23 protein-coding genes and 2 tRNA genes are annotated in these 24096 nt (G+C 67.6%); 18 read left to right on the forward strand and 7 right to left on the reverse strand.

Going from position 1 to position 24096, the window contains the following annotated elements:
* The first annotated feature begins 12 nt into the window (after nucleotides 1-12).
* The 7 genes from ACLBWX_RS16210 (at nucleotide 13) to ACLBWX_RS16240 (ending at nucleotide 4660) form a co-directional block, all read left to right on the forward strand.
* Nucleotides 13-387 carry an AtpZ/AtpI family protein gene (locus ACLBWX_RS16210; protein WP_447678051.1) on the forward strand — a complete coding sequence of 125 codons (375 nt, stop codon included), beginning with the start codon at nucleotides 13-15 and terminating at the stop codon, nucleotides 385-387.
* A gap of 115 nt (nucleotides 388-502) precedes the next feature.
* Nucleotides 503-1258 carry a F0F1 ATP synthase subunit A gene (locus ACLBWX_RS16215; RefSeq protein WP_447678052.1) on the forward strand — a complete coding sequence of 252 codons (756 nt, stop codon included), beginning with the start codon at nucleotides 503-505 and terminating at the stop codon, nucleotides 1256-1258.
* A 108-nt stretch (nucleotides 1259-1366) separates the two neighbouring features.
* Entirely contained in the window at nucleotides 1367-1594 is a 228-nt protein-coding gene (locus ACLBWX_RS16220) for a F0F1 ATP synthase subunit C (RefSeq protein WP_018044493.1), read from the forward strand.
* 109 nt (nucleotides 1595-1703) lie between these two features.
* Nucleotides 1704-2267 (forward strand): F0F1 ATP synthase subunit B family protein, encoded by a 564-nt coding sequence (locus ACLBWX_RS16225; RefSeq protein WP_447678053.1) that lies wholly within the window; start codon nucleotides 1704-1706, stop codon nucleotides 2265-2267.
* A 93-nt stretch (nucleotides 2268-2360) separates the two neighbouring features.
* Complete coding sequence (locus ACLBWX_RS16230) at nucleotides 2361-2846, forward strand: F0F1 ATP synthase subunit B family protein (protein ID WP_447678114.1); 486 nt, start codon at nucleotides 2361-2363, stop codon at nucleotides 2844-2846.
* Between the two features lie 129 nt (nucleotides 2847-2975).
* On the forward strand, nucleotides 2976-3902 hold the full coding sequence (locus ACLBWX_RS16235; protein ID WP_447678054.1) for an ABC transporter ATP-binding protein: 927 nt from the start codon (nucleotides 2976-2978) through the stop codon (nucleotides 3900-3902).
* Entirely contained in the window at nucleotides 3899-4660 is a 762-nt protein-coding gene (locus ACLBWX_RS16240) for an ABC transporter permease (RefSeq protein WP_447678055.1), read from the forward strand. Before ACLBWX_RS16235 ends, ACLBWX_RS16240 begins: the two co-directional genes overlap by 4 nt.
* 16 nt (nucleotides 4661-4676) lie before the next feature.
* On the opposite strand, the gene ACLBWX_RS16245 is transcribed toward ACLBWX_RS16240, so the two are convergent.
* Entirely contained in the window at nucleotides 4677-5441 is a 765-nt protein-coding gene (locus ACLBWX_RS16245) for an alpha/beta fold hydrolase (RefSeq protein WP_447678115.1), read from the reverse strand.
* Nucleotides 5442-5593: 152 nt separating this feature from the next.
* Complete coding sequence (locus tag ACLBWX_RS16250) at nucleotides 5594-6859, reverse strand: outer membrane beta-barrel protein (RefSeq protein WP_447678056.1); 1266 nt, start codon at nucleotides 6857-6859, stop codon at nucleotides 5594-5596.
* Nucleotides 6860-7205: 346 nt separating this feature from the next.
* Between ACLBWX_RS16250 and ACLBWX_RS16255 the strand changes: the two genes are divergently transcribed.
* Nucleotides 7206-8036, forward strand: coding sequence for an FkbM family methyltransferase (locus ACLBWX_RS16255; RefSeq protein ID WP_447678057.1), 831 nt, complete (start codon nucleotides 7206-7208; stop codon nucleotides 8034-8036).
* A gap of 51 nt (nucleotides 8037-8087) precedes the next feature.
* Here ACLBWX_RS16255 and sfsA read toward each other — a convergent pair whose 3' ends face one another.
* Nucleotides 8088-8795 carry a DNA/RNA nuclease SfsA gene (gene sfsA / locus ACLBWX_RS16260; RefSeq protein WP_447678058.1) on the reverse strand — a complete coding sequence of 236 codons (708 nt, stop codon included), beginning with the start codon at nucleotides 8793-8795 and terminating at the stop codon, nucleotides 8088-8090.
* Between the two features lie 165 nt (nucleotides 8796-8960).
* Between sfsA and ACLBWX_RS16265 the strand changes: the two genes are divergently transcribed.
* Together ACLBWX_RS16265 and lexA are read left to right on the forward strand one after the other, a co-directional pair.
* A complete protein-coding gene (locus ACLBWX_RS16265) occupies nucleotides 8961-9746 on the forward strand; it encodes a DUF937 domain-containing protein (protein WP_447678059.1) in 786 nt (261 codons plus the stop codon).
* Nucleotides 9747-9983: 237 nt separating this feature from the next.
* A complete protein-coding gene (lexA, locus tag ACLBWX_RS16270; RefSeq protein ID WP_447678060.1) occupies nucleotides 9984-10736 on the forward strand; it encodes a transcriptional repressor LexA in 753 nt (250 codons plus the stop codon).
* Here the strand turns inward: lexA and ACLBWX_RS16275 are convergent.
* Nucleotides 10730-13009, reverse strand: coding sequence for a ComEC/Rec2 family competence protein (locus ACLBWX_RS16275; RefSeq protein ID WP_447678061.1), 2280 nt, complete (start codon nucleotides 13007-13009; stop codon nucleotides 10730-10732). The genes lexA and ACLBWX_RS16275 overlap by 7 nt on opposite strands.
* Nucleotides 13010-13192: 183 nt before the next feature.
* Between ACLBWX_RS16275 and gltX the strand changes: the two genes are divergently transcribed.
* On the forward strand, nucleotides 13193-14614 hold the full coding sequence (gene gltX / locus ACLBWX_RS16280) for a glutamate--tRNA ligase (RefSeq protein WP_447678062.1): 1422 nt from the start codon (nucleotides 13193-13195) through the stop codon (nucleotides 14612-14614).
* A gap of 248 nt (nucleotides 14615-14862) precedes the next feature.
* Complete coding sequence (gene gltA / locus ACLBWX_RS16285; RefSeq protein WP_447678063.1) at nucleotides 14863-16152, forward strand: citrate synthase; 1290 nt, start codon at nucleotides 14863-14865, stop codon at nucleotides 16150-16152.
* Between the two features lie 75 nt (nucleotides 16153-16227).
* Here gltA and cmk read toward each other — a convergent pair whose 3' ends face one another.
* Both cmk and aroA read right to left on the reverse strand, forming a co-directional pair.
* The gene (gene cmk, locus ACLBWX_RS16290) at nucleotides 16228-16860 is read right to left on the reverse strand and encodes a (d)CMP kinase (RefSeq protein ID WP_447678116.1); all 633 of its coding nucleotides are present in this window, start codon (nucleotides 16858-16860) and stop codon (nucleotides 16228-16230) included.
* 5 nt (nucleotides 16861-16865) lie between these two features.
* Nucleotides 16866-18215, reverse strand: coding sequence for a 3-phosphoshikimate 1-carboxyvinyltransferase (aroA, locus tag ACLBWX_RS16295; protein ID WP_447678064.1), 1350 nt, complete (start codon nucleotides 18213-18215; stop codon nucleotides 16866-16868).
* A 275-nt stretch (nucleotides 18216-18490) separates the two neighbouring features.
* On the opposite strand from aroA, the gene ACLBWX_RS16300 reads away from it, so the two are divergent.
* From ACLBWX_RS16300 to ACLBWX_RS16320, 5 genes are all read left to right on the forward strand, one after another.
* The gene (locus tag ACLBWX_RS16300) at nucleotides 18491-18880 is read left to right on the forward strand and encodes a TIGR02300 family protein (protein ID WP_447678065.1); all 390 of its coding nucleotides are present in this window, start codon (nucleotides 18491-18493) and stop codon (nucleotides 18878-18880) included.
* 163 nt (nucleotides 18881-19043) lie between these two features.
* Nucleotides 19044-19119, forward strand: a tRNA-Ala gene (locus ACLBWX_RS16305).
* A 250-nt stretch (nucleotides 19120-19369) separates the two neighbouring features.
* Nucleotides 19370-19445: transfer RNA gene (locus tag ACLBWX_RS16310), tRNA-Ala, on the forward strand.
* 361 nt (nucleotides 19446-19806) lie between these two features.
* Complete coding sequence (locus tag ACLBWX_RS16315; protein WP_447678066.1) at nucleotides 19807-20145, forward strand: hypothetical protein; 339 nt, start codon at nucleotides 19807-19809, stop codon at nucleotides 20143-20145.
* 95 nt (nucleotides 20146-20240) lie between these two features.
* Nucleotides 20241-20669: a DUF2147 domain-containing protein gene (locus ACLBWX_RS16320; RefSeq protein WP_447678067.1), complete on the forward strand. Its 429-nt coding sequence runs from the start codon at nucleotides 20241-20243 to the stop codon at nucleotides 20667-20669.
* 48 nt (nucleotides 20670-20717) lie between these two features.
* On the opposite strand, the gene alaS is transcribed toward ACLBWX_RS16320, so the two are convergent.
* Entirely contained in the window at nucleotides 20718-23381 is a 2664-nt protein-coding gene (gene alaS, locus ACLBWX_RS16325; RefSeq protein WP_447678068.1) for an alanine--tRNA ligase, read from the reverse strand.
* Between the two features lie 213 nt (nucleotides 23382-23594).
* Between alaS and ACLBWX_RS16330 the strand changes: the two genes are divergently transcribed.
* Nucleotides 23595-24011 (forward strand): MAPEG family protein, encoded by a 417-nt coding sequence (locus ACLBWX_RS16330; protein ID WP_447678069.1) that lies wholly within the window; start codon nucleotides 23595-23597, stop codon nucleotides 24009-24011.
* Nucleotides 24012-24096 lie beyond the last annotated feature (85 nt).

Below are 24096 nucleotides of genomic sequence, written 5' to 3' on the forward strand. Positions count from 1 at the left end.
TGAGTTCTCGCCGTGAGCGGCAACGAAACAGAGGACGAAGGCAGGGACGGTCGGAAGAAAGCACTGGACGCGGACCTCTCTCAGAGGCTCAAACGTCTTGAGATGCAGATTGAGCGGAAGCGGCCCAGCGCCACTCCCGATCATTCGACGCGTCCCGGTTCTTCGGCCGGGCCTTCTCCTCTCGGCCAGGCGATGCGGCTCTCGACCGAGTTCATCGCGGGCGTCCTCGCCGGGGGCATTCTCGGTTGGATGTTCGATCGTTACCTCGGGACGAAACCCTGGGGACTGATCGTCCTGCTGATGTTGGGGTTCGTCACCGGCGTCTACAACGTCATGCGCGTCTCGGGGTCTCTTCCCAAGGCGCCGACGAAGGATCAGGACCGCTAGCGGTTCTCCGAAAGCGCCGCGCCTGCGGCGGATCGAATGCGAAGCATGCCGCTTACGCGGCACCGGTGGTGGCGGGCCGTCTGGCCGGCCGAGATTCAGAAGGACGGGAGCGGCAATGGCCGTAAAGATGGATCCGATCCACCAGTTCGAGCTCAAGCCGCTGGTCTCCTTCGGTCATATCGGCAACCAGGAGATCGCGTTCACCCAGTCCGCGCTCTACATGTTCGCTGCCGTCGGGATCATCGCGCTGATCACGATCGTTGCGACTGCCCGCCGCTCGGTGGTACCGGGCCGCATGCAGTCGATGGCCGAAGTCTTCTACGAGTTCATCGGCTCGACCCTGCGCCAGTCCGCCGGACACGGTTCGGAGCGGTTCATGCCGCTGATCTTCTCGCTCTTCATGTTCGTGCTCGTGCTGAACATGCTCGGCATGATCCCCTACGCCTTCGCGGTGACCAGCCACATCATCGTCACCTTCGCGCTGGCGTTCCTCGTGATCGGCACCGTCATCGTGTACGGCTTCATGGCCCACGGCACGAAATTCCTGAAGGTGTTCGTGCCCTCGGGCGTGCCCGGGTGGCTCATGCCGATGATCGTCGCCATCGAGATCGTGTCCTTCATCTCGCGCCCGATCAGCCTCGCGGTCCGTCTGTTCGCCAACGTGCTTGCCGGCCACATCGCCCTCAAGATCTTCGCAGGCTTCGTGCCGGCGCTGCTCGCCGCCGGTGCCTGGGGGGCGATCTCGCCGCTGCCGCTGGCCCTCAGCGTCGCCGTCACGGCCCTCGAATTCCTCGTCGCCGGTCTGCAGGCCTACGTCTTCGCGACGCTCGCCTCGATCTATCTCAGCGACGCCCTGCATCCCGGCCACTGAGCCGGGTCCTCCCGGCCAACGGCCGGGATACTCCCTTCCGTCCCCGGTCCGCGGTCGCAGGCCGGATTCCTCTCCACGCAACGACGACACGACACCAGGAGCAATTTGATGGATCCCTTAGCTGCCAAGTACATCGGTGCCGGCCTCGCCTGTCTCGGCATGGCGGGCGCCGCCATCGGCCTCGGCAACCTCTTCGGCCAGTTCTACGCCGGCGCGCTCCGCAACCCGTCGGCCGCCGACGGCCAGCGTGGCAACCTGCTCCTGGGCTTCGCTCTCACGGAAGCGCTCGGCATCTTCTCGCTGCTCGTCGCGCTGCTGCTCCTGTTCGCCGTCTAAGACGCGCTCGTCGTCTCGGACCTCGAATCGATGCCGGACCGGACGCCGCCTCCTACAGGGAAGGCAGAGGCGTCCGGTCCCCACTCCTTGAATTTACGCGAAGGACGTCATGGCTCAGCCGGCCCATTCGACCGCAACGCATGAAGGCTTCGCCGCGACGCCGGCCGCCGAGCACGGCGGCGGCTTCCCGCCCTTCGAAAGCCACACCTTCGCGTCCCAGCTGATCTGGCTCGCTCTGGCCTTCGGGCTGCTCTACTACCTGATGGACAAGATCGCGCTGCCGCGCATCCAGGCCATCCTGCATGACCGCGCCGTGCGCCTGTCGAGCGATCTCGACGAGGCCCAGCGCCTGAAGGCCGAGGCGGATGCCGCCGGCGCGGCCTACGAGAAATCCTTGAGCGACGCGCAGGCCAAGGCTCAGGCCATCGCTCTCGAAACCCGCACGGCCCTGACGCAGGAAGCCGAGACCAAGCGCAAGTCGCTCGAGGCCGAGCTGAACGCCCGCATCGCCGCCTCCGAGGCGACCCTGCGCACGCGCACGGCCGAGGCCATGGGCAACGTTCGCGGCATCGCCGGCCAGACTGCATCGGCGATCGTCGAGCGCCTGACGGGCCGCAGCCCCGATGAGGCCGCCCTCGCCAAGGCCCTCGACAGCGTCGCGTTCCCGCACTGAGGCGGGCCGCGAAACCAAACCTGATCGGCGAACCCGAGGGTCGAGACCCGAGGACGATCCGCCGAACGCCATCGAGTTGGGACGACGAGCATGTTGTTGGAAGCGGAATTCTGGGTCGCAGTCGCCTTCGTCCTGTTCATGGCCGTGGTCTGGAAGGTCGGTGGCTTCGATCAGATCACCAAGGGACTGGACGGGCGCGCCAAGCGCGTCCGCCACGAACTCGATGAGGCCCGCCGCCTGCGCGAGGAGGCTGCCGGCGTCCTTGCCGACTACAAGAGGCGCCGCTCGGAGGCCGAGCGCGAGGCGGAGGCCATCGTGGCCTCCGCCCGCGAGGAGGCCCAGCGCATCGCCGACGAGGGCCATGCCCGCCTGAACGACTTCATCGCCCGCCGCACCAAGTCAGCCGAGACCAAGATCGCCCAGGCCGAGGTTCAGGCGACCGCCCAGGTTCGCGCCGCCGCCGCCGATGCTGCGGTGAAGGTCTCCGAGGTGATCCTGCGCGAGCGCATGCAGGGCGACGCGGCCCAGGACCTCGTCCGTCAGAGCCTCGGTGAAGTGCGGACCCGCCTGCAGGCCTGACACGCGCATCTGCGACATCAGCGAAAGCCGCCGCGAGGCGGCTTTCGCGTTTTCCGGGTCAGCCGTCGGGCGGCAGCGTGCTAGAAGGCCGCCCCGATCGTGCCGGCGTCACGCCTCAGCGGAGCCCCGATGCAGCCGATCATCTCCATCCAGAACCTGTCCAAGGTCTACGCCTCGGGCCTCAAGGCCCTCGACGGCATCAATCTCGATATCGCCGAGGGGGAGATCTTCGCCCTGCTCGGCCCGAACGGGGCCGGCAAGACGACCCTGATCAGCATCCTCTGCGGGATCGTCACCGCGAGTGCGGGGCGCATCGTGGCGGGCGGGCACGACATCGCCCGGGACTACCGGCAGGCCCGCCGCCTCATTGGTCTCGTGCCGCAGGAGCTCACCACCGACGCCTTCGAGACGGTTTGGGCAACGACGAGCTTCAGCCGCGGCCTCTACGGCCTGCGGCCGGACCCTGCGCATATCGAGCGCGTGCTGCGCGACCTCTCCCTGTGGGAGAAGCGCGATGCGCGAATCATGACCCTGTCGGGCGGCATGAAGCGCCGGGTGCTCATCGCCAAGGCGCTGAGCCATGAGCCGCGAATCCTGTTCCTCGACGAGCCCACCGCCGGCGTCGACGTGGAGTTGCGTCGGGACATGTGGCGACTCGTGCGGTCGCTGCGCGACAAGGGCGTCACCATCATCCTGACCACCCACTACATCGACGAGGCCGAGGAGATGGCTGATCGCATCGGGGTCATTCGCAAGGGTGAGATCATCCTAGTGGAGGAGAAGGCCGAGCTAATGCGCAAGCTCGGCAAGAAGCAGATGACCCTGAACCTGCAGGAGCCCCTCACCGCCCTGCCCCCGGCACTGGCGCGGCACGACCTGACCCTGACGCCGGACGGCCAGGATCTCGTCTACACCTACGACACCAAGGGCGAGCGGACCGGGATCACCGCGCTGCTGGCCGACCTCGCCGCCGCCGGCATCCGTTTTCGCGACCTCCAGACCAGCCAGTCCTCGCTGGAGGAGATCTTCGTCGACCTCGTGAAGGAACGCGCATGAACTGGTACGCGGTCCGCGCCATCTACGGCTTTGAGATGGCGCGCTTCTGGCGCACGGCGCTGCAGAGCATCGTTGCCCCGGTCATCGCCACCTCGCTGTACTTCGTGGTCTTCGGTGCCGCCATCGGCTCGCGCGTCGCCTCGGTGGACGGTGTGGCGTACGGCGCCTTCATCGTACCCGGGCTGATGATGCTCTCGTTGCTGACGCAGAGCATCGCCAACGCCTCGTTCGGCATCTACTTCCCGCGCTTCGCCGGGACGATCTACGAGATCCTGTCGGCTCCCGTTTCGCCCCTGGAGATCGTTCTCGGCTATGTCGGTGCCGCAGCGTCGAAGTCGATCCTCATCGGGCTGATCATTCTGGCCACTGCCGCCCTGTTCGTGCCCCTGCGCATCGAGCATCCGTTCGTGATGGTGCTGTTTCTGCTCCTCACGGCGGTGACCTTCAGCCTGTTCGGTTTCCTCATCGGCCTCTGGGCCGACGGCTTCGAGAAGCTGCAGCTGGTGCCGCTTCTCATCGTGACGCCGCTGACCTTTCTCGGCGGCAGCTTCTACGCCATCGAGATGCTGCCGCCCTTCTGGCGGGCGGTGAGCCTCGCCAACCCCGTAGTCTACCTCATCAGCGGCTTCCGTTGGTCCTTCTTCGGCACCTCCGATGTCGGCGTCGGCATCAGCCTCGCCATGGCGCTGGTCTTCCTCGTTCTGTGCTTGGCCGGCGTGACTTGGATCTTCCGGACCGGCTACCGCCTGAAGAGCTGAGGCGCGGGGTGTCCCATCAGGGGCGCCGGGAAAGAAAATCGAGCACGCCCGTCCTGTGGCCGCGATCACCCACGGCCGTACTGTGGTCCCGGTTCTGCAGTTCGAGGGCGGTGGCGTTCGGGAACAGGGCAGCCAGCGCAGGTCCAGAGCCCGAGACCGTGTCGAAGGTGCCCGTCGTGATCAGGGTGGGAATCAGGATCTCCGCGACCTCGGCGCGCGACAGCGCCTGACGCGAGCCGCGCATGCAGGCGGCGAGCGCTCGCAGATCGCTTTTCGTCTGCTCGGCGAAGGTGCGGAACGCGGCGGCCGTCGGGTTCGGCGCACGTGCGCCGGGTTCCGCCTCCAGGGCTTCGGCGATCCCATCCGGCAGGCCCTTGCCTTCCACGAGATGCAGACCGAGGCCGCCGAGCAACAGGGAGCGCGCGCGCTGCGGCGCGTCGAGGGCGAGGAAAGCGGCGATGCGCGCACCCATCGAGTAGCCCATCACGTCGGCGCGTTCGATTCCGAGATGGTCGAGCAGGCGGCGCGCATCCTGGGCCATGAGGTCGGCGCCATAGGCCTCCGGATCGTAGAGCTTCTGGCTTTCGCCGTGCCCCCGGTTGTCGAACGCGATGGTGCGGTATCCGGCCTGGGTCAGGGTTCGAACCCAGAGGGTGTTGACCCAGTTCACCGCGTGGTTCGAGGCGAAGCCATGAATCAGCAGGATCGGCTCGCCCGATCCGCCCACCGCCGGCACGTCGATATAGGCGATGGCGACGCCGTCGGAATCGAAGCTCTGCATGGGCTCGGGCCTTATCGGTCGGGGCATGGCGCCTGCCTCCTTGGACCCGCGGGCGCGTCGACGGAAGCCCCGCCGTGACGCTCATCCCAAAATGAAAGCGGCGACAGGTTTCCCTGCCGCCGCGTTTCTTCGAACCGGACCGGATGCCGGGATCAGAAGGTGATGCCGGTCTCGATCATGTAGCGCTCCTGCGAGGTCTTCAGGCCGGTGCGGCCGAAGCCGGTGCCGAAGCCGCCGAAATCGGTGATGTCGTAGAGCTGCACGGTCGAGAACTCGCCGCGAAGGAAGTAGCGGTCGAAGGTGAAGGTCGGCGTGACCGTGAAGGAGAAGGCCGAGCTGCCTGCGCCGTAGAGGATGTTAGTCCGGCCAAACGGGTTGTTCCGGCTGCCGCTCTGGGTGATGTACTCGAGGCGCCCGGCCAGGGAGAACTGGTCCGTGAAGGCGTAACCGGCGAGCAGAGCGGCGCCGAAGGTCTCGGCGCCGGTGAGGAAGAGCGCGTCGTTCCGCTCGACGTTGGTGTACTGGATGTACGGCGTCACGATCCAGGGGCCGTCGGCGTAGGTGTAGTTGGCGCTGACGATGCTGCTGTTCTGGAGCGTCGTGGGCGTGGCGAACAGGTTGCGGTTGCCGGCCGGCGTGGAGAAGTCGAAGCCGTTGTATTTGCTGAAATGGGTACCGCCGTTGATGCCGATCGTGTTGGCGGAGTCGATCTTGTAGGTGATCGCACCCGTGACCCAGTTGATCTCGCCGGAGAAGAAGCCGTCGGTCGCGGCGAACGAGGCGGCCCACGGACCGTCGGAGTAGTTCACCTGCACGCCGTGGTTGATGATGTTTTCCTGCGCGAAGAGAAGGCCGCGCGAGATGTTGAGGTTCTGGAAGGTGAAGGGCAGTTCCGAGCCGATCAGGGTCGGCATGCGGCCGCCCTGGACCGACCAGTTGTCGTTGATCACGTACTTGCCGAAGGCGATCGGAGCCGGCGAGAACAGCAGGTTGGTCTGGTCAATGGCGCTGAAGATCGGCGCGCCGAGGCCCGGGATCGAGTAGGCGCCGACGGCGGCGTAGAACTGGAACGGACCGTCGGCCTTCTGGATGAAGCCCATCAGGTTCGAGAAGTCGGCGCGCGCGAAGCGATCGGCAGCGATGCCCGGAAGCGCGATGGTCGTCACGTTGTTCTGATCGTAGAAGTACCCGCTCACCGCGCCGCCGACATAGATGTCGCCGAACCCGCCGAGCGTCAGGCAGGCCGGGTTCGGGTTCTGCTTGATGAAGCCGCCATAGGCCGGGAAGGTGATTTCGGCCTTGCAGGAAGCCGGGGGAGCCGGAATGGCCAGCACCTTCGCCGGGATGTCGGCTGCAAAAGCACAGACCGATGACAGCAGGACGGCTGAGAGGGCGAGGAGCGAGCGGTGCATGGTCATGGGGAACTCTGCGGAGAAATCTGCGTTATGGCGACGTTCTCAAAGGTTCCCCGCTACGGCAAAGCTATCCTTTGTGCATGCGCCTAATTTTAAGGCAATTTAGCGCCGTCCATACTGGTTTCAGTCGTGGTGTTGCCACAATGGAACAGCTTTGGGATGTGAAGGCCGCTCCCGGAAATTTGCCCCAGCTTGCCGAACCGTTCTCGAGGCGAACCAGTGGGGCACCCTATCGCCGGTCTCGATTCGCACGCTGAGAGATTTCCGGCCTCGGGCATCGTCCTGGTGCCGGCTCGGTCGTGCTGGCTTCGCTTGCCGCCGGGCCCGCGCGCTGGCATCAGCAGGCACGATGAAAGACACGCAGCCCTATGGCACCTACGCTCCCACCGGCCTCGTCGCCCGCATCGCCCAGCTGACGGGGCGGATCTCCTACGCCAGCTGGGCCGGCCGGCGCCTTGCCCTGTTCCTGCGCCGGGTGGCGATCAGCCTGTTGCGGGGTGCGCCTCTCGATGTCGAGCGCTATGGCGCGCGCATGCGGCTCTACCCCTATAACAACAATTGCGAGAAGAAGGTGCTCTTCACGCCGCAGTTCTTCGATCCGGAGGAGCGCGACCTCCTGCGCGCGAAGCTTCAGCCGGGCTGCACCTTCCTCGATATCGGCGCGAACATCGGTGCCTATGCGCTGTTCGTGGCGGCCTTCGCGGGGCCGCGCGCACGCATCCTCGCGGTGGAGCCGCAGCCGGACGTGTTCGACCGGCTGACCTACAACATCGCTCAAAACCCGTTCGGAACCGTGAAGGCGGTGGCGTGTGCCGTCGCCGACAAGGCCGGCGAACTCACTCTGTTCGTCGATCCGCGCAACCGCGGCGAATCAAGCTTGAAGATCGTCGGGACGAACGAAGGTGCACAGATCCGGGTGCCGGCCGTGCCGCTGCTCGAACTCGCCCGCGGCGAGGGGATCGAGTGCATCGACGCCATGAAGCTCGACGTCGAAGGGGCCGAGGACCTGATCCTGGAGCCATTCCTGCGGGCGGCCCCGGTCGCACTGAGGCCACGCCTGCTCATCGTCGAGAACGGCACCGATCAGTGGCAGATCGATCTGCCGGCCTTGCTGGAACAGCACGGCTATCGCCGGATCGCCCGTACGCGCCTCAACCTGATCTTCGAACGGGCGGCCTGACGGCGCGCCGTTCCCCCACCGCCCAAACCGGCTTCCGCCGAGACCAGCGTCCTACAGAACCGGGATCGCAGCGGCGATGGTGATCCCGCCGGGGCCGACGCGGCAGCGATGGGCGTGTACGGCGACGCCAGCGGACCGTGCGGCCTGGAACGCCCGGTCGAAGGCTGGGTCGAGATCCCGGGCCACGTCGAAGCGGTCGGCCCACATCTGCACCACGATGACGACCATCGCGCGGCCCCCCGCCTCCACGACCGCAGCCAGGTCCGCCATGTGCCGGGCGCTGCGAGCGGCGACACAATCCGGGAACTCCGCGAGGCCGGCCCTGCGCATCAGGTGGCAGTTCTTCACCTCGACGTGGTATGGCGGCAGTCCCTCACCCGTGGCGAGGAAGTCGACCCGGCTGGCTTGCGCGTAGCGGACCTCCGGGCGCAGGACGGCGTAGCCGCCGAGCGCCGGCAGGCTGCCGTCGGCGAAGGCCTCCGCCACCAGGGCGTTCGGCCGCATCGTGTTGATGCCCACCCATTGCCTCCCGCCGGGTAGGTCCGCTTCCACCAATTCCCAGGAGAAAGCGAGTTTGCGCGTCGGGCTGCGTGTCTCCGACAGGAGGGCGCGCGTACCCGGAACAGCAAGGCCCAGCATCGCTCCGGGATTGGGGCAATGGGCGGTGACCAGGGAACCATCCGACAGCTCCATGTCGGCCAGGAAGCGCTTGTAGCGGCGCACAAGGCGCGCCTCGAGCAGGGGCGCGGAGAAGCGCATCGGCGGATCCGGGTCAAGAAACAGGTTGATGCGGGCTCCCGTCGGCGCGGAATCGGGCAGTCATGAGGCGCCTGGGCTGGTCAGTGCTACCCGGATGCGACAGAATTCGCGGGGCGCGCCCCGGGTCGATAGCCGGGAAAGCCGCTGTTCGTCCGCGAGGCCGCCATGTTCAATCTTTTCGACATTCTCCAGGCGCAGGCGGGCGCCAATGCGCAGGGACTCGGACGGCAGTTCGGCCTGTCGCCGGACCAGAGCCTGCGTGCGATGGAGGCTCTGATGCCGGCCCTGACAATGGGCCTGCAGCGCAACGTCGCGTACGATCCCACCGGCTTCGCCCAGCTTTTCAATCTCGTGGGGCCGACTCCGCCCACGGTACCGAGCGCGACGCCGCAGATGGACATGCTGGTCAAGCAGCTCTTCGGCTCGCCGCATCTCAGCCAGGCCGTGCTGCAGCAGGCGGCGACCGTGAGCGGCGTCGCGATGCCGGCCCTGAAGCAGATGCTGCCGGTCATGGCCGGTATGGTGGTGGCGGGGATCGTCCACGTCATGATGAATCAGGCACCTCCGCCCGCGCCACCCCCGCGCGCCGAGACGAACCCCTTCGGCTTTCCACCCAACGCCTGGTCGGAGATGATGGAGGCGTTTCTGAAGTCGGGCGCCACCGCGGCGAGTCCTGCGCCCTCGCCGCCCCAGGTGCGAGCCCGTCCGGCACCACCCCGGCTCACCGCTCCGTCGCGAACAGGGGCCGATGTGCCGGACAAGGCCGCTGCGGACGCCCCCTTCGACGTGATGCAGCAGATGTTCCAGACGGGCCTGGAAGTACAGCAGGAGAACGCGCGCGCCATGCAACGGCTGTTCGACACTTTCTGGCGGGATCCCCGCGCTTCGAACGCTGGGGGTGGCGAAGCCTCCGGAGCGAAGCCCAGGGGCGGCCGGACCCGGACGTCGTAGCGCCCAGCGCACCGTCATCCCAGACCGGCCGCTTCCGATCTGGCCCGGTCCTGGCCGCATGCGGGGCAGGTATCGTCCGGGCTGCGTGCTGCCCGGAGCACACTGTCGGCCCTTCCCAACATCCCGGCGGCTCTCGACAGGAACCCTTGCAGAACACTTACGGAACGTTTAATGTGTTCGTGGTTTGTTTCTGGTGCCACCCGCCGCGTTCCGTGGCGTTAACGAAGAGTGTCCCGCATGTTGACGCGTAAGCAGCTGGACCTGCTCCAGTTCATCCAGCTTCGGATGCGCGAGAGCGGCGTTCCTCCGTCGTTCGACGAGATGAAGGACGCTCTCGACTTAAAGTCGAAATCGGGCATCCATCGCCTGATCACAGCTCTCGAGGAGCGTGGCTTCCTGCGCCGGTTGCCGAACCGGGCGCGCGCCATCGAGGTGATCCGCATGCCGGAGAGCCTGAATGGCAACGCGGGCGCGTCGCGCGCCGGTCCCGCTCCCGAGGTGCGCCGCTTCACGCCGAGCGTGGTCGAAGGCGGCAAGGGCAAGGGCTTGCCGGCGGGTGCTTCGGTGTCCCGCCTGCCGACAACGCAGGCCACCGACGAAAGCGGTCGGGCGGTGACCATCCCGGTGATGGGCCGGATCGCGGCCGGCACGCCGATCTCGGCCATCCAGGAGCAGAGTCACTCGGTGACGATGTCGCCGGATTTCCTGGCCGGCGGCGAACATTACGCCCTGGAAGTGCGGGGTGATTCGATGATCGAGGCAGGGATTCTCGACGGTGACCTCGTGGTCATCCGCAAGCAGGACACCGCCAATACCGGAGACATTATCGTCGCGCTCATCGACGATGAGGAGGCGACCCTGAAGCGCCTGCGTCGGCGTGGCTCGTCCATCGCTCTTGAAGCCGCGAACCCAGCCTACGAAACGCGTGTGCTCGGCCCGGACCGGGTGCAGATCCAGGGACGCCTCGTCAGCCTGGTGCGTCGCTACTGAAGGCTGTCGCCGCCCGGTTCGTCACCGGGCGGATCCGATGGATCGGCAGTGGGGTCCGGCGCCGCTCGCGGCGTCGGAAGGATCGGCGGGCCCGCTTTCGTCGGCAGCGCTTCCGTCGGCTTTCTCGACGAATTCGCGCGCCAGGGGACGAGGTCGCCGGGACGCTTGGCCGTCGCGAGTGCCGGGCCATCGCGGGCGAGGCGAACCGACGTCGCGCCGTGCGACTGTAGGAAATTCCGGTCGACGATGATCGACGCGGCGCAGCCCGTCGGGGCGGATTGCCGAGAAATCAGGATCTCTGCCCTGGCGCAATCCTCCCCGATTGCGCGCTTGTCGGTGGTCAGCGCAAGCGCACGACCATCGGGCGTGATCAGGGTGCAGCCGAGGCGGTCGCAGCGCGCGCCTTGAAAAGCCGGGACGTCCTCCACCCTGCGGCCGTCGCCATCGGCCTTCAGCCACTGTCCGAGGACGAAAGACGGGGGCCTACCCAAGGTGGCGAGCCGCCCGCTGAGGTCCCGGATCGCCGCACCCGCCCCCTCGCGATCGATGTAGATGTCGGAGCGTTCCGGGGTGGCCGCACAGGCAATGCCGATTGCCGCCGGAAGCAGGCCGAGCCAGCGCAACGACGAGGCCGGGAGGGTCAATAAGATCAACGCGGATGCCATGAGACAGAGAGCGCCCGCGCCGAATGCCGGGATCACCACGACCGCGTTCCCGAAGGCTGCGATCCAAGTGGAGATCGTCAGCATTCCTCGCACGGCGAGGCCCATCGCCCACCAGACCGGCTGATCCAGGGCAAAGGGATAGGCGAGGATGCCGAGGACGGCCGACGGCATCACGGCCAGCGAGACCAGCGGCAGCGTGAGCGCGTTACCCACGAGCCCGAAGGGTTGGATCGTCTGGAAATGATACGTCGCGAAGGGCGCGGTGGCGATCTGGGCGACGAGAGTCGTTGCCAAGGTGCCGACAATCGCCGTGGTCACCAGGGCGAAGGTTCGGGGCAGCAGGCCGATACCTTCGCGTCGCAGCGCGCGGCCGCCGATCAGCGGTGCGCAGGCGATCAGGCCGGCGACCGCACCGAACGACATCTGGAAGCTCGGCCCGAGGAGCCCGTCCGGCTCGCGCGCCAGGGCGATCAGGGCGGCGATCGCCAGGTTCCGCATGCTGAGGGCCGGCCGGTCGACCAGGATCGCACCGAGCATCACCAGGGTCATGATCAGCGACCTCTCGGCCGCGATGTCCCAGCCGGAGAAGACGCAGTAGGCCGTCACACCCACCATGGCGACGATCGCCGCGAGCTTCTTGATCGGCCAATGCAGCGCTGCGAACGGCAGCATGGCCAGCAGCGCGCGTACGAGCCAGAACACCACGCCGGCCGCCAGGACCATGTGCAGTCCCGAGATCGAGACGACGTGGTAGATGCCGGCGGCGCGCAGAATGTCGTTGGTCTCGGCGCTGATCAGCCCGCGCTTACCCGTGACGAGAGCGGCTGCCACGGCTCCGGCCTGGCCGCCATTGGCGTCCGTGATCCGGCGCGTCAGGGCGTTCCGCGCCGCGTCGACGGCGGCGGCAAGACGGAACTGCCAGTCCGCGGTCTTGGGTCCGGGCCGTACCTCGACCTTGCCGACGAGGGAGCCGACCGCACCGATTTCGCGGAAGAAGGCATCCCGGGCGAAGTCGTAGCCACCGGGCCGAGCGGCTTCCGGGGGCGGGAGCAGGCGCGCGGTCGCGGCGATGCGGTCGCCCGGTTTCAAGGTGTTCGCCTTGCGGTAGGAGACGCGTACCCGGGCTGGCCGGACCTCGGGGTCGAGGGTGCCCAAGCGTTCGACGCGGATGATCAGGCGTGCGCCCTCCTCCCGCTCGTCCAACCCCTCGATGGTTCCGAGCAGGGGTGCGATCGTGGTGCGGGCCAGGATCGGACCGCTGACGCGCTGCACCCGCGCTGTTGCCGCCGCGAAGCCGAGGAACGCCGCGATGGCCGCGATGACAAGGGCGAGCCCGATAGGACGGCTCGCGAGGAACGGCGTCGTACCGGCCAACAGGCCCGCGGCCGCGAGCGGCGCCAGGAGCGATGGTGTCCCTTGCGTACCGAGGAAGAACGCCAGTATGCCGCAGCCGAACGCGACGGCGATCCACGCAAAGAGGCGGCGCTGCTCGATCTCGCGGTTCCACCCTGCGCGAAGCCAGGCAACGATGAGGCCGGCACCGGGGCGACGCGCGGCGAGGTAGCGCGTGATGCTCCCCATCGCAGCCGTCGCACGTGCCTCCGCCATCGCGTGAACCTCTGGCTCGTGTCCCCGTTCAGGAGGCAGCGATGAACTCGGCGGTCCTCGGAACCACACGACCCGAGGAACTGGACGATTTCTTAACGCTTGCCCTCGCGCATGCTACACGCGCGTTTCCGGGCCGGTCGATCCGCTTCCCGCCCGTTTCACGAGCCATTCAAGTCCAGATTGATGTCGTCAGCCGTCGTCACGCGTTTCGCGCCCTCGCCTACGGGCTACCTCCATATCGGCGGTGCTCGCACGGCCCTGTTCAACTGGCTCTATGCCCGCCGCTTCGGCGGCCGCATGCTGCTGCGCATCGAAGACACCGACCGGGAACGTTCGACGCAAGGGGCCATCGACGCGATCCTCGACGGCATGCGCTGGCTCGGCCTCGATTGGGATGGGGACGTCATCTACCAGTACGCCCGTGCCGCTCGTCACCGAGAGGCCGCCGAGACTCTGCTGGCCTCCGGCAATGCCTATCGCTGCTACGCTACGCCCGAGGAACTGACGGCGATGCGCGAGTCGGCCCGGGCCGAGGGACGGCCCCTGCGCTATGACGGCCGCTGGCGCGACCGCGATCCGTCCGATGCGCCCGCAGGCGTCAAGCCGGTGATTCGGCTGCGCGCGCCCACCGACGGCGAGACGGTGGTCGAGGACGGTGTGCAGGGACGCGTGGTCTGGCAGAACAAGGATCTCGACGACCTCGTCCTGCTGCGCTCCGACGGCAACCCGACCTACATGCTCGCCGTCGTGGTGGACGACCACGACATGGGCGTCACTCAGGTCATCCGGGGCGACGACCATCTCACGAATGCCGCGCGCCAACGCCAGATCTACGACGCCCTCGGGTGGGAGGCGCCCGCCATGGCGCATATCCCACTGATCCACGGAGCCGACGGCGCCAAGCTCTCGAAGCGCCACGGCGCCCTGGGCGTCGACGCTTATCGGGACCTCGGCTACCTGCCGAACGCCCTGCGCAACTACCTCGTCCGCCTCGGCTGGAGCCATGGCGACCAGGAAGTGTTCTCCACCGAAGAGATGATCGCCGCCTTCGACCTCAAGGCGATCGGCCGTTCGCCGGCGCGCTTCGACTTCGCCAAATTGGAGAACCTCAACGGACTCTACATCCGGGGCGCCGCCGATGCGGACCTCGTGGCGGCGATCGACCACGTGCTGCCGGTCCTCGGTCCGGCACGGGGCATCGCGGTGCCCATGAGCCCGTCCCTGCGCGCGACGCTGACCGCCGCGATGCCGGGCCTGAAGGAGCGCGCCAAGACCCTCGTCGAACTTCTCGACAGCGCCTACTACCTCACCGCCGCCCGCCCCCTCGTGCCCGACGAGAAGGCGAAGGGGCTTCTCGGCGACGAGGCTCGGGATCGTCTCGCCACGCTCCTGCCTGCTCTCGAAGTGCTGCCCGATTGGAACGCCGCCGCCACCGAAGGCGCGGTCCGGCTTTTCGCCGAGACCAGCGGGCTCAAGCTCGGCCAGATCGCGCAGCCCCTGCGGGCTGCGCTCACCGGGCGCGCGACCTCACCGCCGGTCTTCGACGTGATGGCCGTTCTCGGCCGCGAGGAATGCCTCGGCCGCCTGCGCGACCAGACCTGCTGAGACCGCAGCGCACATAAGTGCCGATTCGGTTCGGCGTTTTGTGCGGACGAATGACAAATCGGCCTGGATTTCGCTTCGACACCGAGGTGAGACGGGCCGTCGGTTGATGGCAGTCCGCCGATCCGCTACCCCCATGCTCGTGTGAGCAAGTGCAGCATGCGCTGCGTTTGCACCCCGGACCCGGGTGGTCGATTGCATCGCCACGCGGGCCGCCGCCGCCCCGCTGCCACGAAAGGGTCCAGGTCTCCATGAGCGCCTCCAGCACGATCACCGTGGGCGACGACCACGTTGAGCTTCCGATCAAGACCGGCACCATCGGTCCGGATGTCATCGACATCGGGAAGCTCTACGCGAAGACGGGCAAGTTCACCTTCGACCCCGGCTTCACCTCCACCGCCTCCTGCGAGTCGAAGATCACCTACATCGACGGCGATGCGGGCGTCCTTCTCTACCGCGGGTACCCCATCGAGCAGATCGCCGAGCAAGGCGACTTCCTCGAGACCTGCTACCTGATGCTGTTCGGCGAATTGCCGACCCCGGCCCAGAAGGCGGATTTCGACTATCGGATCACGCGCCACACCATGGTGCATGACCAGATGAACCGCTTCTTCCAAGGGTTCCGCCGCGACGCGCACCCGATGGCGATCATGGTCGCCTGCGTCGGTGCGCTCTCGGCCTTCTATCACGATTCGACCGATATCTCGGACGACCAGCAGCGCATGGTCGCCTCGATGCGGATGATCGCCAAGATGCCGACCCTGGCTGCGATGGCCTACAAGTACTCGATTGGCCAACCGTTCGTTTATCCCAAGAACGACCTTGACTACACCTCGAATTTCCTGCGGATGTGCTTCGCGGTGCCTTGCGAGGAGTTCAAGGTCAATCCGATCTTCGCCCGCGCGCTGGACCGGATCTTCATCCTGCATGCCGATCACGAGCAGAACGCCTCGACCTCGACGGTCCGTCTCGCCGGCTCCTCGGGCGCCAACCCCTTCGCCTGTATCGCGGCCGGCATCGCTTGCCTGTGGGGGCCCGCCCATGGCGGCGCCAACGAGGCGGCCCTCAAGATGCTTGAGGAGATCGGTCATCCGGAGAACGTCGCCAAGTACGTGGCGAAGGCCAAGGACAAGAACGACCCGTTCCGCCTGATGGGCTTCGGCCATCGCGTCTACAAGAACTATGATCCGCGCGCGCGCATCATGCAGAAGACCACTCACGAGGTGCTCGGTCAGCTCGGCATCAAGGACGATCCGCTGCTCGAGGTCGCGGTGCAGCTCGAGCAGATCGCGCTCAAGGACGACTACTTCATCGAGAAGAAGCTCTACCCGAACATCGATTTCTACTCGGGCATCACCCTGAAGGCGATGGGCTTCCCGACCTCGATGTTCACGGTGCTGTTCGCGCTCGCGCGCACCACGGGCTGGATCGCCCAGTGGGCCGAGATGATCGAGGATCCCTCGCAGAAGATCGGCCGCCCGCGCCAGCTCTACATCGGCCCCGACAAGCGCGAGTACACGCCGATCGATCAGCGCGCCTGATCCTTTGCCGCCTCGCCGGCCCGGTTCCGGCGAGGCGTCCTTTCCTCGTGAGCGGAACGGCGGGGACCGGGCCGCTCAGTGTGGCCGGGCGCGGTCAACGACCTCGCGCGCGGCCGCGAAGGCCTCGTCGGCATCGAGATCGGTGGTGTCGAGGATGACAGCGTCCGCCGCCGCCTTCAGCGGCGCCGTGGAGCGCTGCGCGTCTCGTGCGTCGCGCGCGACGATGTCGGCCAGGATGGCCCCGAGGCTTGCTGATTCACCTCGACGCAGCAATTCGAGATGGCGCCGGCGTGCCCGCTCCTCGGGAGCGGCCGTGATGAACAGCTTCACCTGCGCATTCGGACAGACGACGGTTCCGATATCCCGCCCGTCCAGTACCGCGCCGGTGGCATTGCCGGCGAAGCGCTGCTGCCAGGCGAGGAGGGCCGCCCGTACGGCCGGCACCGCCGAGATGCGTGAGGCCGCCTCGCCCATGGCCCGCTCACGCAGGCGCGGGTCGGCGAGCCGGTCGGCGATCAGGCTGGAAGCCGCCCGCGCGGCCGCCTGATGATCGTCGAGGTTGCGGCCCGCGTCGATGACCGTCAGGGCGACGGCACGATACAGCAAGCCGGTATCGAGGTGCGGCAGGCCGTAATGGGTCGCCAGCCGCTTGGCCAGGGTGCCCTTGCCCGAGGCGGCGGGGCCGTCGATCGCGATCACCATCGGCATCGCGATCACCCCTCGATCCGGCCGCCGAGGCCCTGCATCGTCGGCAGGAAGCTCGGGAAACTGGTGGCGATCATCGCGCCGTCGTCCACGGTGACCGGGGCGCGGGTAGCGAGACCCATCACCAGGAAGGCCATGGCGATGCGATGGTCGAGATGGGTCGCGACCGTGCCGCCACCCCGCGCCGGCTCGCCGGTGCCGTGGACGATGAGATCGTCGCCGTCGACGACGTGGGCGACCCCGTTGGAACTCAGGCCGTCCGCCACCGCCGCGAGACGGTCGGATTCCTTCACGCGAAGTTCGTGCAGGCCGCGCATCGTGGTGGTGCCCTCGGCGAAGGCGGCGGCAACGGCGAGCACCGGGTACTCGTCGATCATCGAAGGCGCGCGCTCCGGAGGCACTTCGACGCCGCGCAGGCGGCTCGCCCGCACGCGCAGGTCCGCGACCGTCTCGCCGCCCTCCTCCCGCTCGCGCAGGCGCTCGATGTCGGCGCCCATCTCGATCAGGGTGGTGATCAGCCCAATCCGCAGAGGGTTCATCATGACGCCTTCCAGCGTCACCTCGGAACCCGGGACGAGCAGTGCCGCCACCAGGGGGAAGGCCGCAGAGGATGGGTCGGCGGGCACGACGACCTTGATGCCGCGCAGGGTGGGCTGGCCCGTGAGCGTGATCGCACGACCGTGCCCGTCGGGCCCGTGGGGCGTCACCGTCACTTCGGCACCGAACAGGCGCAGCATCCGCTCGGTATGGTCGCGGGTGGCCGCCGCCTCGATCACGGTCGTGGTCCCGGGCGCGTTCAGCGCGGCCAGCAGCACCGCCGACTTGATCTGGGCCGAGGCCACCGGCGTCTCGTAGGTGATCGGGATCGCCTCGCGCGGGCCGCGCAGCGTCAGGGGCACCCGGCCGCCCTCCTCCTCGCTCACCACCTCGGTGCCCATCCGTACCAGCGGATCGAGGATTCGACGCATCGGCCGCTTTCGCAGGGAGGCGTCGCCGTCGAAGGTCGCGGTGACGGGCTGGCCACCGACGACGCCCATCATCAGGCGCGAGCCCGTTCCGGCATTCCCGAAGTCGAGCACATCCTCGGGGTCGCTGAGGCCGCCGATCCCGACGCCGCGGAGACGCCAACGCCCTTCGCCGACCCGCTCCACGTCGGCGCCGAGGGCCTGGGCGGCGGCAGCGGTGCGCAGGACGTCGTCACCTTCGAGAAGTCCCTCGATATTGGTCTCGCCGATGCTGAGCAGCCCGAGGATCATCGCGCGATGCGAGATGGATTTGTCCCCTGGAGGTCGCAGGCTGCCCTGCAAGGGCAGGCCCGCATAAGCTGTCAGGGGTTGCGGCGGAGAATCATGAGACACGGGCGTCGACTTTTCGGCTGGGCGTCGGAGCGCCTGCGGGCTGGCCGGCAGGCGCGTCGATCAGGGGGCCGGTTAATGCATGGGGCCGGTTAACATGGGTCGCCGTCGCCGTCATCCGGTGGGTGCGCCTCCTGGGTGTCCCGCGTCCGAAAACCCCCGTGGAACGGCGATCCTGGGCGTGAACGCCCACGATTCGCAGGAGAATTTGACAGGAGCGTCCCACGCGACTAACGGGGCGCCTCTCCCAAAAGATCGCACGTATTAGAGGTTCGCCCGTGGCCAGACCGGAACTCGGCTTGAAGCGTCAATGCATGAGCTGCGGCGCCAAGTTCTACGACCTCGACAACGACCCGCCGACCTGTCCGAAATGCGGAACGATCTATCAGGTCGCCGCGGCCTCCGGCCGCGCCGCTCCAGCCCTGGCGGCACGCGCGGCCGCGGTCCCGGCCGACGAGGAAGATACGGACGCCGAGAAGGGCGGTCCGGAGATCGTGTCGCTCGATGAGGTCGAAGCGGCCGAGGATGACGCCGATACGACGACCGAGGACGTCGACGGCGACAGCAACGACGATGCCGACGACACCTTCCTCGAAGAGGAGGACACCGGCGACGATGACGTGGCCGACCTCATCGACGGCGATATCGAGAACGACGAGGAGAGTTGATCGTCATCTCCTCTCAAGCCCGCCGGGAAAAAAGTTTGCCGGCGGGGCACAAAGGGGGTTGAGGCGGCGGACAAGCCCCAGTACATGACCGCTATCGACGGCGGGCGAAGCGCCCGCCGACGAAGACCACCCCGGGACTTCCAGAAGCCGGGGTGTTGAGAGTGGGGCCTTAGCTCAGCTGGGAGAGCGCTTCCATGGCATGGAAGAGGTCATCGGTTCGATCCCGTTAGGCTCCACCAATCTCACTTTGATTTTTCGATATCCCATCCCGTTTCGAACTGCTCGATGCGCCCGCGTCATGTGGTTCTTCGGGTTCCGCCGGCTTCCATCGCGGCGCGATCGCGATCCCGAGGAAAACGGCGCGCGCGCGAAATAGGGGTTGAGGCGGCGGCTCGATCCCAGTATGTCACCGCCATCGCCGGTGCGGCTCGAGGCCTCTCCGGTGCGAACGACCACCCTGAGTGTTCCAGACGCCAAGGTGTTGAGAGTGGGGCCTTAGCTCAGCTGGGAGAGCGCTTCCATGGCATGGAAGAGGTCATCGGTTCGATCCCGTTAGGCTCCACCAAAACTTATCTCAGACGTCCCGACATCAATGTAGACCTTTCCGCACGTGCTGCGTATGGCGGTGCGGTATGGGCACCCGCGGCGGCCACGACGGCACGCGATGCAGATGTATTGGACGTGGCTCGGTGTTCATGGTTTCGCGGTTCACGGCGACGTCCCTCTCCGGCGACCCTGTCACGCTCCCAGCTGCGACGACCCTCCTGACCGACCTCTGTGATCGCCTGCTCACCGGCCCGAGCGCCACGGCGGTCCTTGAGCAATGGTGCCTCACACGCGGTCTCATGCAGGACTCGGGTCTCGTCGCCCTTGCGGTTCCAGCGTCCGAGCGCCCCGCAAGCCCAATTCAGCGGGAGCGCCTCGCGGTGCCCCCCGAAGCGCTCGTGCGCTATCGCCGGGTTCGCCTGACCTGCGGACCCCACGTGCTGTCGGAGGCCGAGAACTGGTACGTCCCGTCGCGCCTCACACCCGCGATGAATAGGCTCCTGGAGACCAGCGAGGTGCCCTTCGGGCGCGTCGTGCAGGCGCTGTCGCCCTCGCGCCGAACCCTGTCCCTGCGCCTCCTGCCCGCTGCCGATCTCCCGGACAAGGCCAGCCGCGACGAACCGCTCTTCGCGATCGAAGCTCTGCTGCTGCGGAAAGACGGCCTGCCCCTGTGCGAGGTCGGCGAGGTCTATACCGGGGCCGTCCTCGCTTCCGCCTGAAACGGGGCCGCGGCCCTGCCGTATGAGATCTGGCCAGTGCCGGGGCCTCGCGCTATGCCCTCGCCCTGAGGGGGCTCAGGGCGAGGAATTCGGACATGGTGATCACGAGACGGGTGCTGCGGAGTGTCGGATGCGCGGGGGCGCTCACGCTCCTTCTGGGGGCGGCGGCGACGGCCCAGCAGGGGAAGGACGCCTCAGGCCTGTGGCTGACCGAGACCGGTGCATCGAAGGTGCGGATCAGCCGTTGCGGCGACGGCTATTGCGGAACTGTGGTGAGCGTCGCCGGTCCGGGGCTCGACGCCAACAATCCGGATCCCGCCCTGCGCTCCCGTAGCCTGGTCGGCGTGCAGATCATGAACACACGCACCGCTGGCGCGAAGGGCTACGAGGGCACGCTGTACAATCCGAACGACGGCAAGACCTACGCGGGCGCCATGACCATTAAAGGCCCCGACACCGTCGAGGTCTCAGGCTGCGTGATGAGCGTCTTCTGCAAGACTCAGAGCTGGAAGCGCGTGAACTGAGCGCCCGCCCGCCCCTCCGGATTGCGCGTAGGGGCGGGCCTGCCAGATTCAGGCCGCGAGCACGGCGCGGATCGCGTCGATGGCCGCCTGGGCGCCAGCGCCCTCCGGGCCGCCGGCCTGCGCCATGTCGCGGCGTCCGCCGCCGCCCTTGCCGCCGAGATGCCCCGCGCCGGCCCGGACCAGTGCGACGGCGTCGTAGCGCTCGGTGAGATCGGGGGTCACGCCGACGACGAGACCGGCCTTGCCGTCCGAGGCGACGCCCACGATGGCGACGATGCCGGAGCCGAGACGGGTCTTCCCCTCGTCGGCGAGGCTCTTGAGGTCGCGCATCTCGACGCCCTCGACCACCCGCGCCATGACCTTCACGCCCGCGATCTCGGCGATGCCGTCATCCGCGCCGGAGCCGGCGCCGCCCATGGCGATCTTCTTGCGCGCGTCGGTGAGGTCCCGCTCGAGACGGCGGCGATCCTCGATCAGGGACGCAAGGCGGTCCGGCACGTCGGACGTGGAGGCCTTCAGCAACCCGGCGATCTGCGCCAGCGTGCGGCTCTCCTCCGCCCGGTGTCGGCGTGCGGCATCCGCCGTCAGGGCCTCGATTCGGCGAACCCCGGCGCCGACGGCGCTCTCGGCCACCACAGAGACCTGCCCGATCTCGCCGGTGCGGCCGGCATGGGTGCCGCCGCAGAGTTCCACCGAGAACGCCTTGGTGCGCCCGGACTCGCCGGCCACGGGTGCGCCCATGGAAACGACGCGGACCTCGTCGCCATACTTCTCGCCGAAGAGCGCGCGGGCGCCGGAGGCGACGGCCTCGTCCTGCGCCATCAGCTTGGTGACGACCGGCGTGTTCTGCAGGAGCACTGCGTTGGCGATGTCCTCGACGGCGCGGATCTCGGCCTCGTCCAGGGGCTTCGGGTGGCTGAAATCGAAGCGCAGGCGATCGGGGGAGACCAGCGAACCCTTCTGGGCGACGTGGTCGCCCAGGACTTGGCGCAACGCCTCGTGCAGCAGGTGGGTCGCGGAGTGATTGGCGCGGATGGCCGAGCGCCGGGCATGGTCGACGGCGAGCTCCACCGCTTGATCCCGGGACAGGGTGCCCTCCTCCACCGTGACGTGGTGGGCGAAGAGGTCCCCAAGCTTTTTCTCGGTGGCGGTGACGCGCGCTTTCAGGCCGGCGGCCGCGAGCGTGCCCGTATCGCCGACCTGACCGCCGGATTCGCCGTAGAACGGGGTCTGGTTGACGAGGACGAGGCCGGTTTCGCCCGCTTTGAGGCTTTCCGTCTCGGCGCCGTCGCGCAGCAGGGCGGTGACGATGCCCTCGGCGCTCTCGGTCTCGTAGCCGAGGAATTCGGTGGCGCCGACGCGCTCCTTCAGGCCGTACCACACCGTCTCGGTGGCGGCTTCGCCGGATCCGGTCCAGGCGGCGCGGGCCGCCTTGCGCTGGCGCTCCATGGCTTGGCCGAAGGCCTCCGTGTCGACGCCGATGCCGCGCGCCTTCAGGGCATCCTGGGTCAGGTCGAGGGGAAAGCCGTAGGTGTCGTAGAGGGTGAAGGCCGTCTCGCCAGAAAGGTTCTGGCCCGTGCTCAGGTCGCGGCTCTCGGCGTCGAGAATCGCGAGACCGCGCTCCAGCGTGCGGCGGAAGCGGGTTTCCTCCAGGCGCAGGGTCTCGCCGATCAGGCCTTCCGCGCGGGTGAGTTCCGGATAGGCCTGACCCATCTCGCGCAGGAGCGTCGGGACGAGGCGGTACATCATCGGCTCGCGCGAGCCGAGCAGTTCGGCGTGGCGCATGGCGCGGCGCATGATGCGGCGCAGGACGTAGCCGCGGCCTTCGTTGCCGGGCAGCACGCCGTCGGCCACGAGGAAGGATGCGGCGCGCAGGTGGTCGGCGATCACCCGGTAGGATGCGACGTTGCCGGGCTCCGGCGGGCGACCCACGGCGTGGCTCACGGCGTCGATGAGCGCCCGGAACAGGTCGGTGTCGTAGTTGCTCTTCACCCCCTGGAGGATCGCGGCCATGCGCTCCAGACCCATGCCGGTGTCGATGGATGGCCGCGGCAGGGCGAGGCGGTTACCCGGCTCCACCTGCTCGTACTGCATGAACACGAGGTTCCAGAATTCGAGGAAGCGGTCGCCATCCTCATCCGGCGAGCCGGGCGGGCCGCCCTGGAGCGTCGGACCCTGGTCGATGAAGATCTCGGAGCACGGTCCGCAGGGGCCGGTATCGCCCATCTGCCAGAAATTGTCGGACGTGCCGATGCGGATGATACGGTCGTCCGAGAAGCCTGCGATCTTGCGCCAGAGTTCGGCGGCCTCGTCGTCGTCGGCATAGACGGTCACCAGGAGCCGGTCCTTCGAGAGGCCGAATTCCTTGGTGATCAGGTTCCAGGCCAACTCGATCGCCCGCGGCTTGAAATAATCGCCGAAGGAAAAATTGCCGAGCATCTCGAAGAAAGTGTGATGCCGGGCGGTGTAGCCGACATTGTCGAGATCGTTGTGCTTGCCGCCGGCGCGGACGCACTTCTGTGCCGTGGTCGCGCGGTCGTAGGACCGTTTCTCGACGCCGGTGAAGACGTTCTTGAACTGCACCATCCCCGCATTCGTGAACATCAGCGTCGGGTCGTTGCGGGGCACGAGCGAGGAGGACGGCACCACTTCGTGGCCCGCTGCTGCGAAGTAGTCGAGGAAGGTCGACCGGATCTCGTTGACGCCGCTCATCGCATCACAACTCTGTCGTAGGGTGCCGCCGGATGCGGACGCGCCGGGCTCGACCGATGCGCACGCATGCCGCGTGCGGAGCGCCTCGCCAGTTCTGAGGTGTCCCACGCTGGCGCACTCATAAGGAGCGTTCCGGCGCAAGTCACGGTCGTTTCGCTTTTGCTCACCGCCGAGCTAGGAACGCGTCTCTCTTTCCAATACGGACACCCCGCCATGCCCGTCGAAATACGCCTCCTCGCTTGGTCCTGCCTGCTCGGCCTCGTCCACGTCATCGCCGCCTCCATGAGCGGCGTGCAGCAGCGAGGCGGCTTCGGGTGGGCATCCGGCAACCGCGAGGGCCCGACGCCCGAGGTGACGGGCGCTGCGAGCCGGCTGGAGAAGGCGTCGAAGAATTTCTTCGAGACCTTCCCGATCTTCGCCGCCCTCGTCCTGGCCTGCGTGGCGACAGGCCGGCACAATACGGCGGTGGTCCTCGGCGCCTACCTCTACTTCTTCGCCAGGCTGGTCTACCTGCCCGTCTACGGCTTCGGCATTCCGAAGGTGCGTTCCCTGGTCTGGCTGGTCTCGATCGCCGGCATCCTGTTCGTGCTGTGGGGCCTGTTCATCAAGCTTTTGCCCTACACGCCCTGAGGCCCCGGCGGGGCGACGACCGCGCTCCTCCCCTTGTCGGCGCGTTCGGCAGGCGCATATCGTCGGGGCTCAACCGCCCCGATCA

The sequence above is a fragment of the Methylobacterium sp. M6A4_1b genome (genome assembly GCF_053345175.1).

What these genes read in the sequence shown, in the direction of transcription:
- alaS (WP_447678068.1), bottom strand. Translation starts at nt 23,381, where the DNA reads ATGAGCGGCGTCAACGAGATCCGGTCGACCTTCCTCGACTACTTCGCA.
- ACLBWX_RS16245 (WP_447678115.1), bottom strand. Translation starts at nt 5,441, where the DNA reads ATGCAGAGCTTCGATTCCGACGGCGTCGCCATCGCCTATATCGACGTG.
- ACLBWX_RS16225 (WP_447678053.1), top strand. Translation starts at nt 1,704, where the DNA reads ATGGCTCAGCCGGCCCATTCGACCGCAACGCATGAAGGCTTCGCCGCG.
- ACLBWX_RS16240 (WP_447678055.1), top strand. Translation starts at nt 3,899, where the DNA reads ATGAACTGGTACGCGGTCCGCGCCATCTACGGCTTTGAGATGGCGCGC.
- gltX (WP_447678062.1), top strand. Translation starts at nt 13,193, where the DNA reads ATGTCGTCAGCCGTCGTCACGCGTTTCGCGCCCTCGCCTACGGGCTAC.
- ACLBWX_RS16330 (WP_447678069.1), top strand. Translation starts at nt 23,595, where the DNA reads ATGCCCGTCGAAATACGCCTCCTCGCTTGGTCCTGCCTGCTCGGCCTC.
- ACLBWX_RS16320 (WP_447678067.1), top strand. Translation starts at nt 20,241, where the DNA reads ATGGTGATCACGAGACGGGTGCTGCGGAGTGTCGGATGCGCGGGGGCG.
- ACLBWX_RS16265 (WP_447678059.1), top strand. Translation starts at nt 8,961, where the DNA reads ATGTTCAATCTTTTCGACATTCTCCAGGCGCAGGCGGGCGCCAATGCG.
- ACLBWX_RS16215 (WP_447678052.1), top strand. Translation starts at nt 503, where the DNA reads ATGGCCGTAAAGATGGATCCGATCCACCAGTTCGAGCTCAAGCCGCTG.
- ACLBWX_RS16250 (WP_447678056.1), bottom strand. Translation starts at nt 6,859, where the DNA reads ATGACCATGCACCGCTCGCTCCTCGCCCTCTCAGCCGTCCTGCTGTCA.
- ACLBWX_RS16255 (WP_447678057.1), top strand. Translation starts at nt 7,206, where the DNA reads ATGAAAGACACGCAGCCCTATGGCACCTACGCTCCCACCGGCCTCGTC.
- ACLBWX_RS16220 (WP_018044493.1), top strand. Translation starts at nt 1,367, where the DNA reads ATGGATCCCTTAGCTGCCAAGTACATCGGTGCCGGCCTCGCCTGTCTC.
- cmk (WP_447678116.1), bottom strand. Translation starts at nt 16,860, where the DNA reads ATGCCGATGGTGATCGCGATCGACGGCCCCGCCGCCTCGGGCAAGGGC.
- lexA (WP_447678060.1), top strand. Translation starts at nt 9,984, where the DNA reads ATGTTGACGCGTAAGCAGCTGGACCTGCTCCAGTTCATCCAGCTTCGG.
- ACLBWX_RS16235 (WP_447678054.1), top strand. Translation starts at nt 2,976, where the DNA reads ATGCAGCCGATCATCTCCATCCAGAACCTGTCCAAGGTCTACGCCTCG.
- gltA (WP_447678063.1), top strand. Translation starts at nt 14,863, where the DNA reads ATGAGCGCCTCCAGCACGATCACCGTGGGCGACGACCACGTTGAGCTT.
- sfsA (WP_447678058.1), bottom strand. Translation starts at nt 8,795, where the DNA reads ATGCGCTTCTCCGCGCCCCTGCTCGAGGCGCGCCTTGTGCGCCGCTAC.
- ACLBWX_RS16275 (WP_447678061.1), bottom strand. Translation starts at nt 13,009, where the DNA reads ATGGCGGAGGCACGTGCGACGGCTGCGATGGGGAGCATCACGCGCTAC.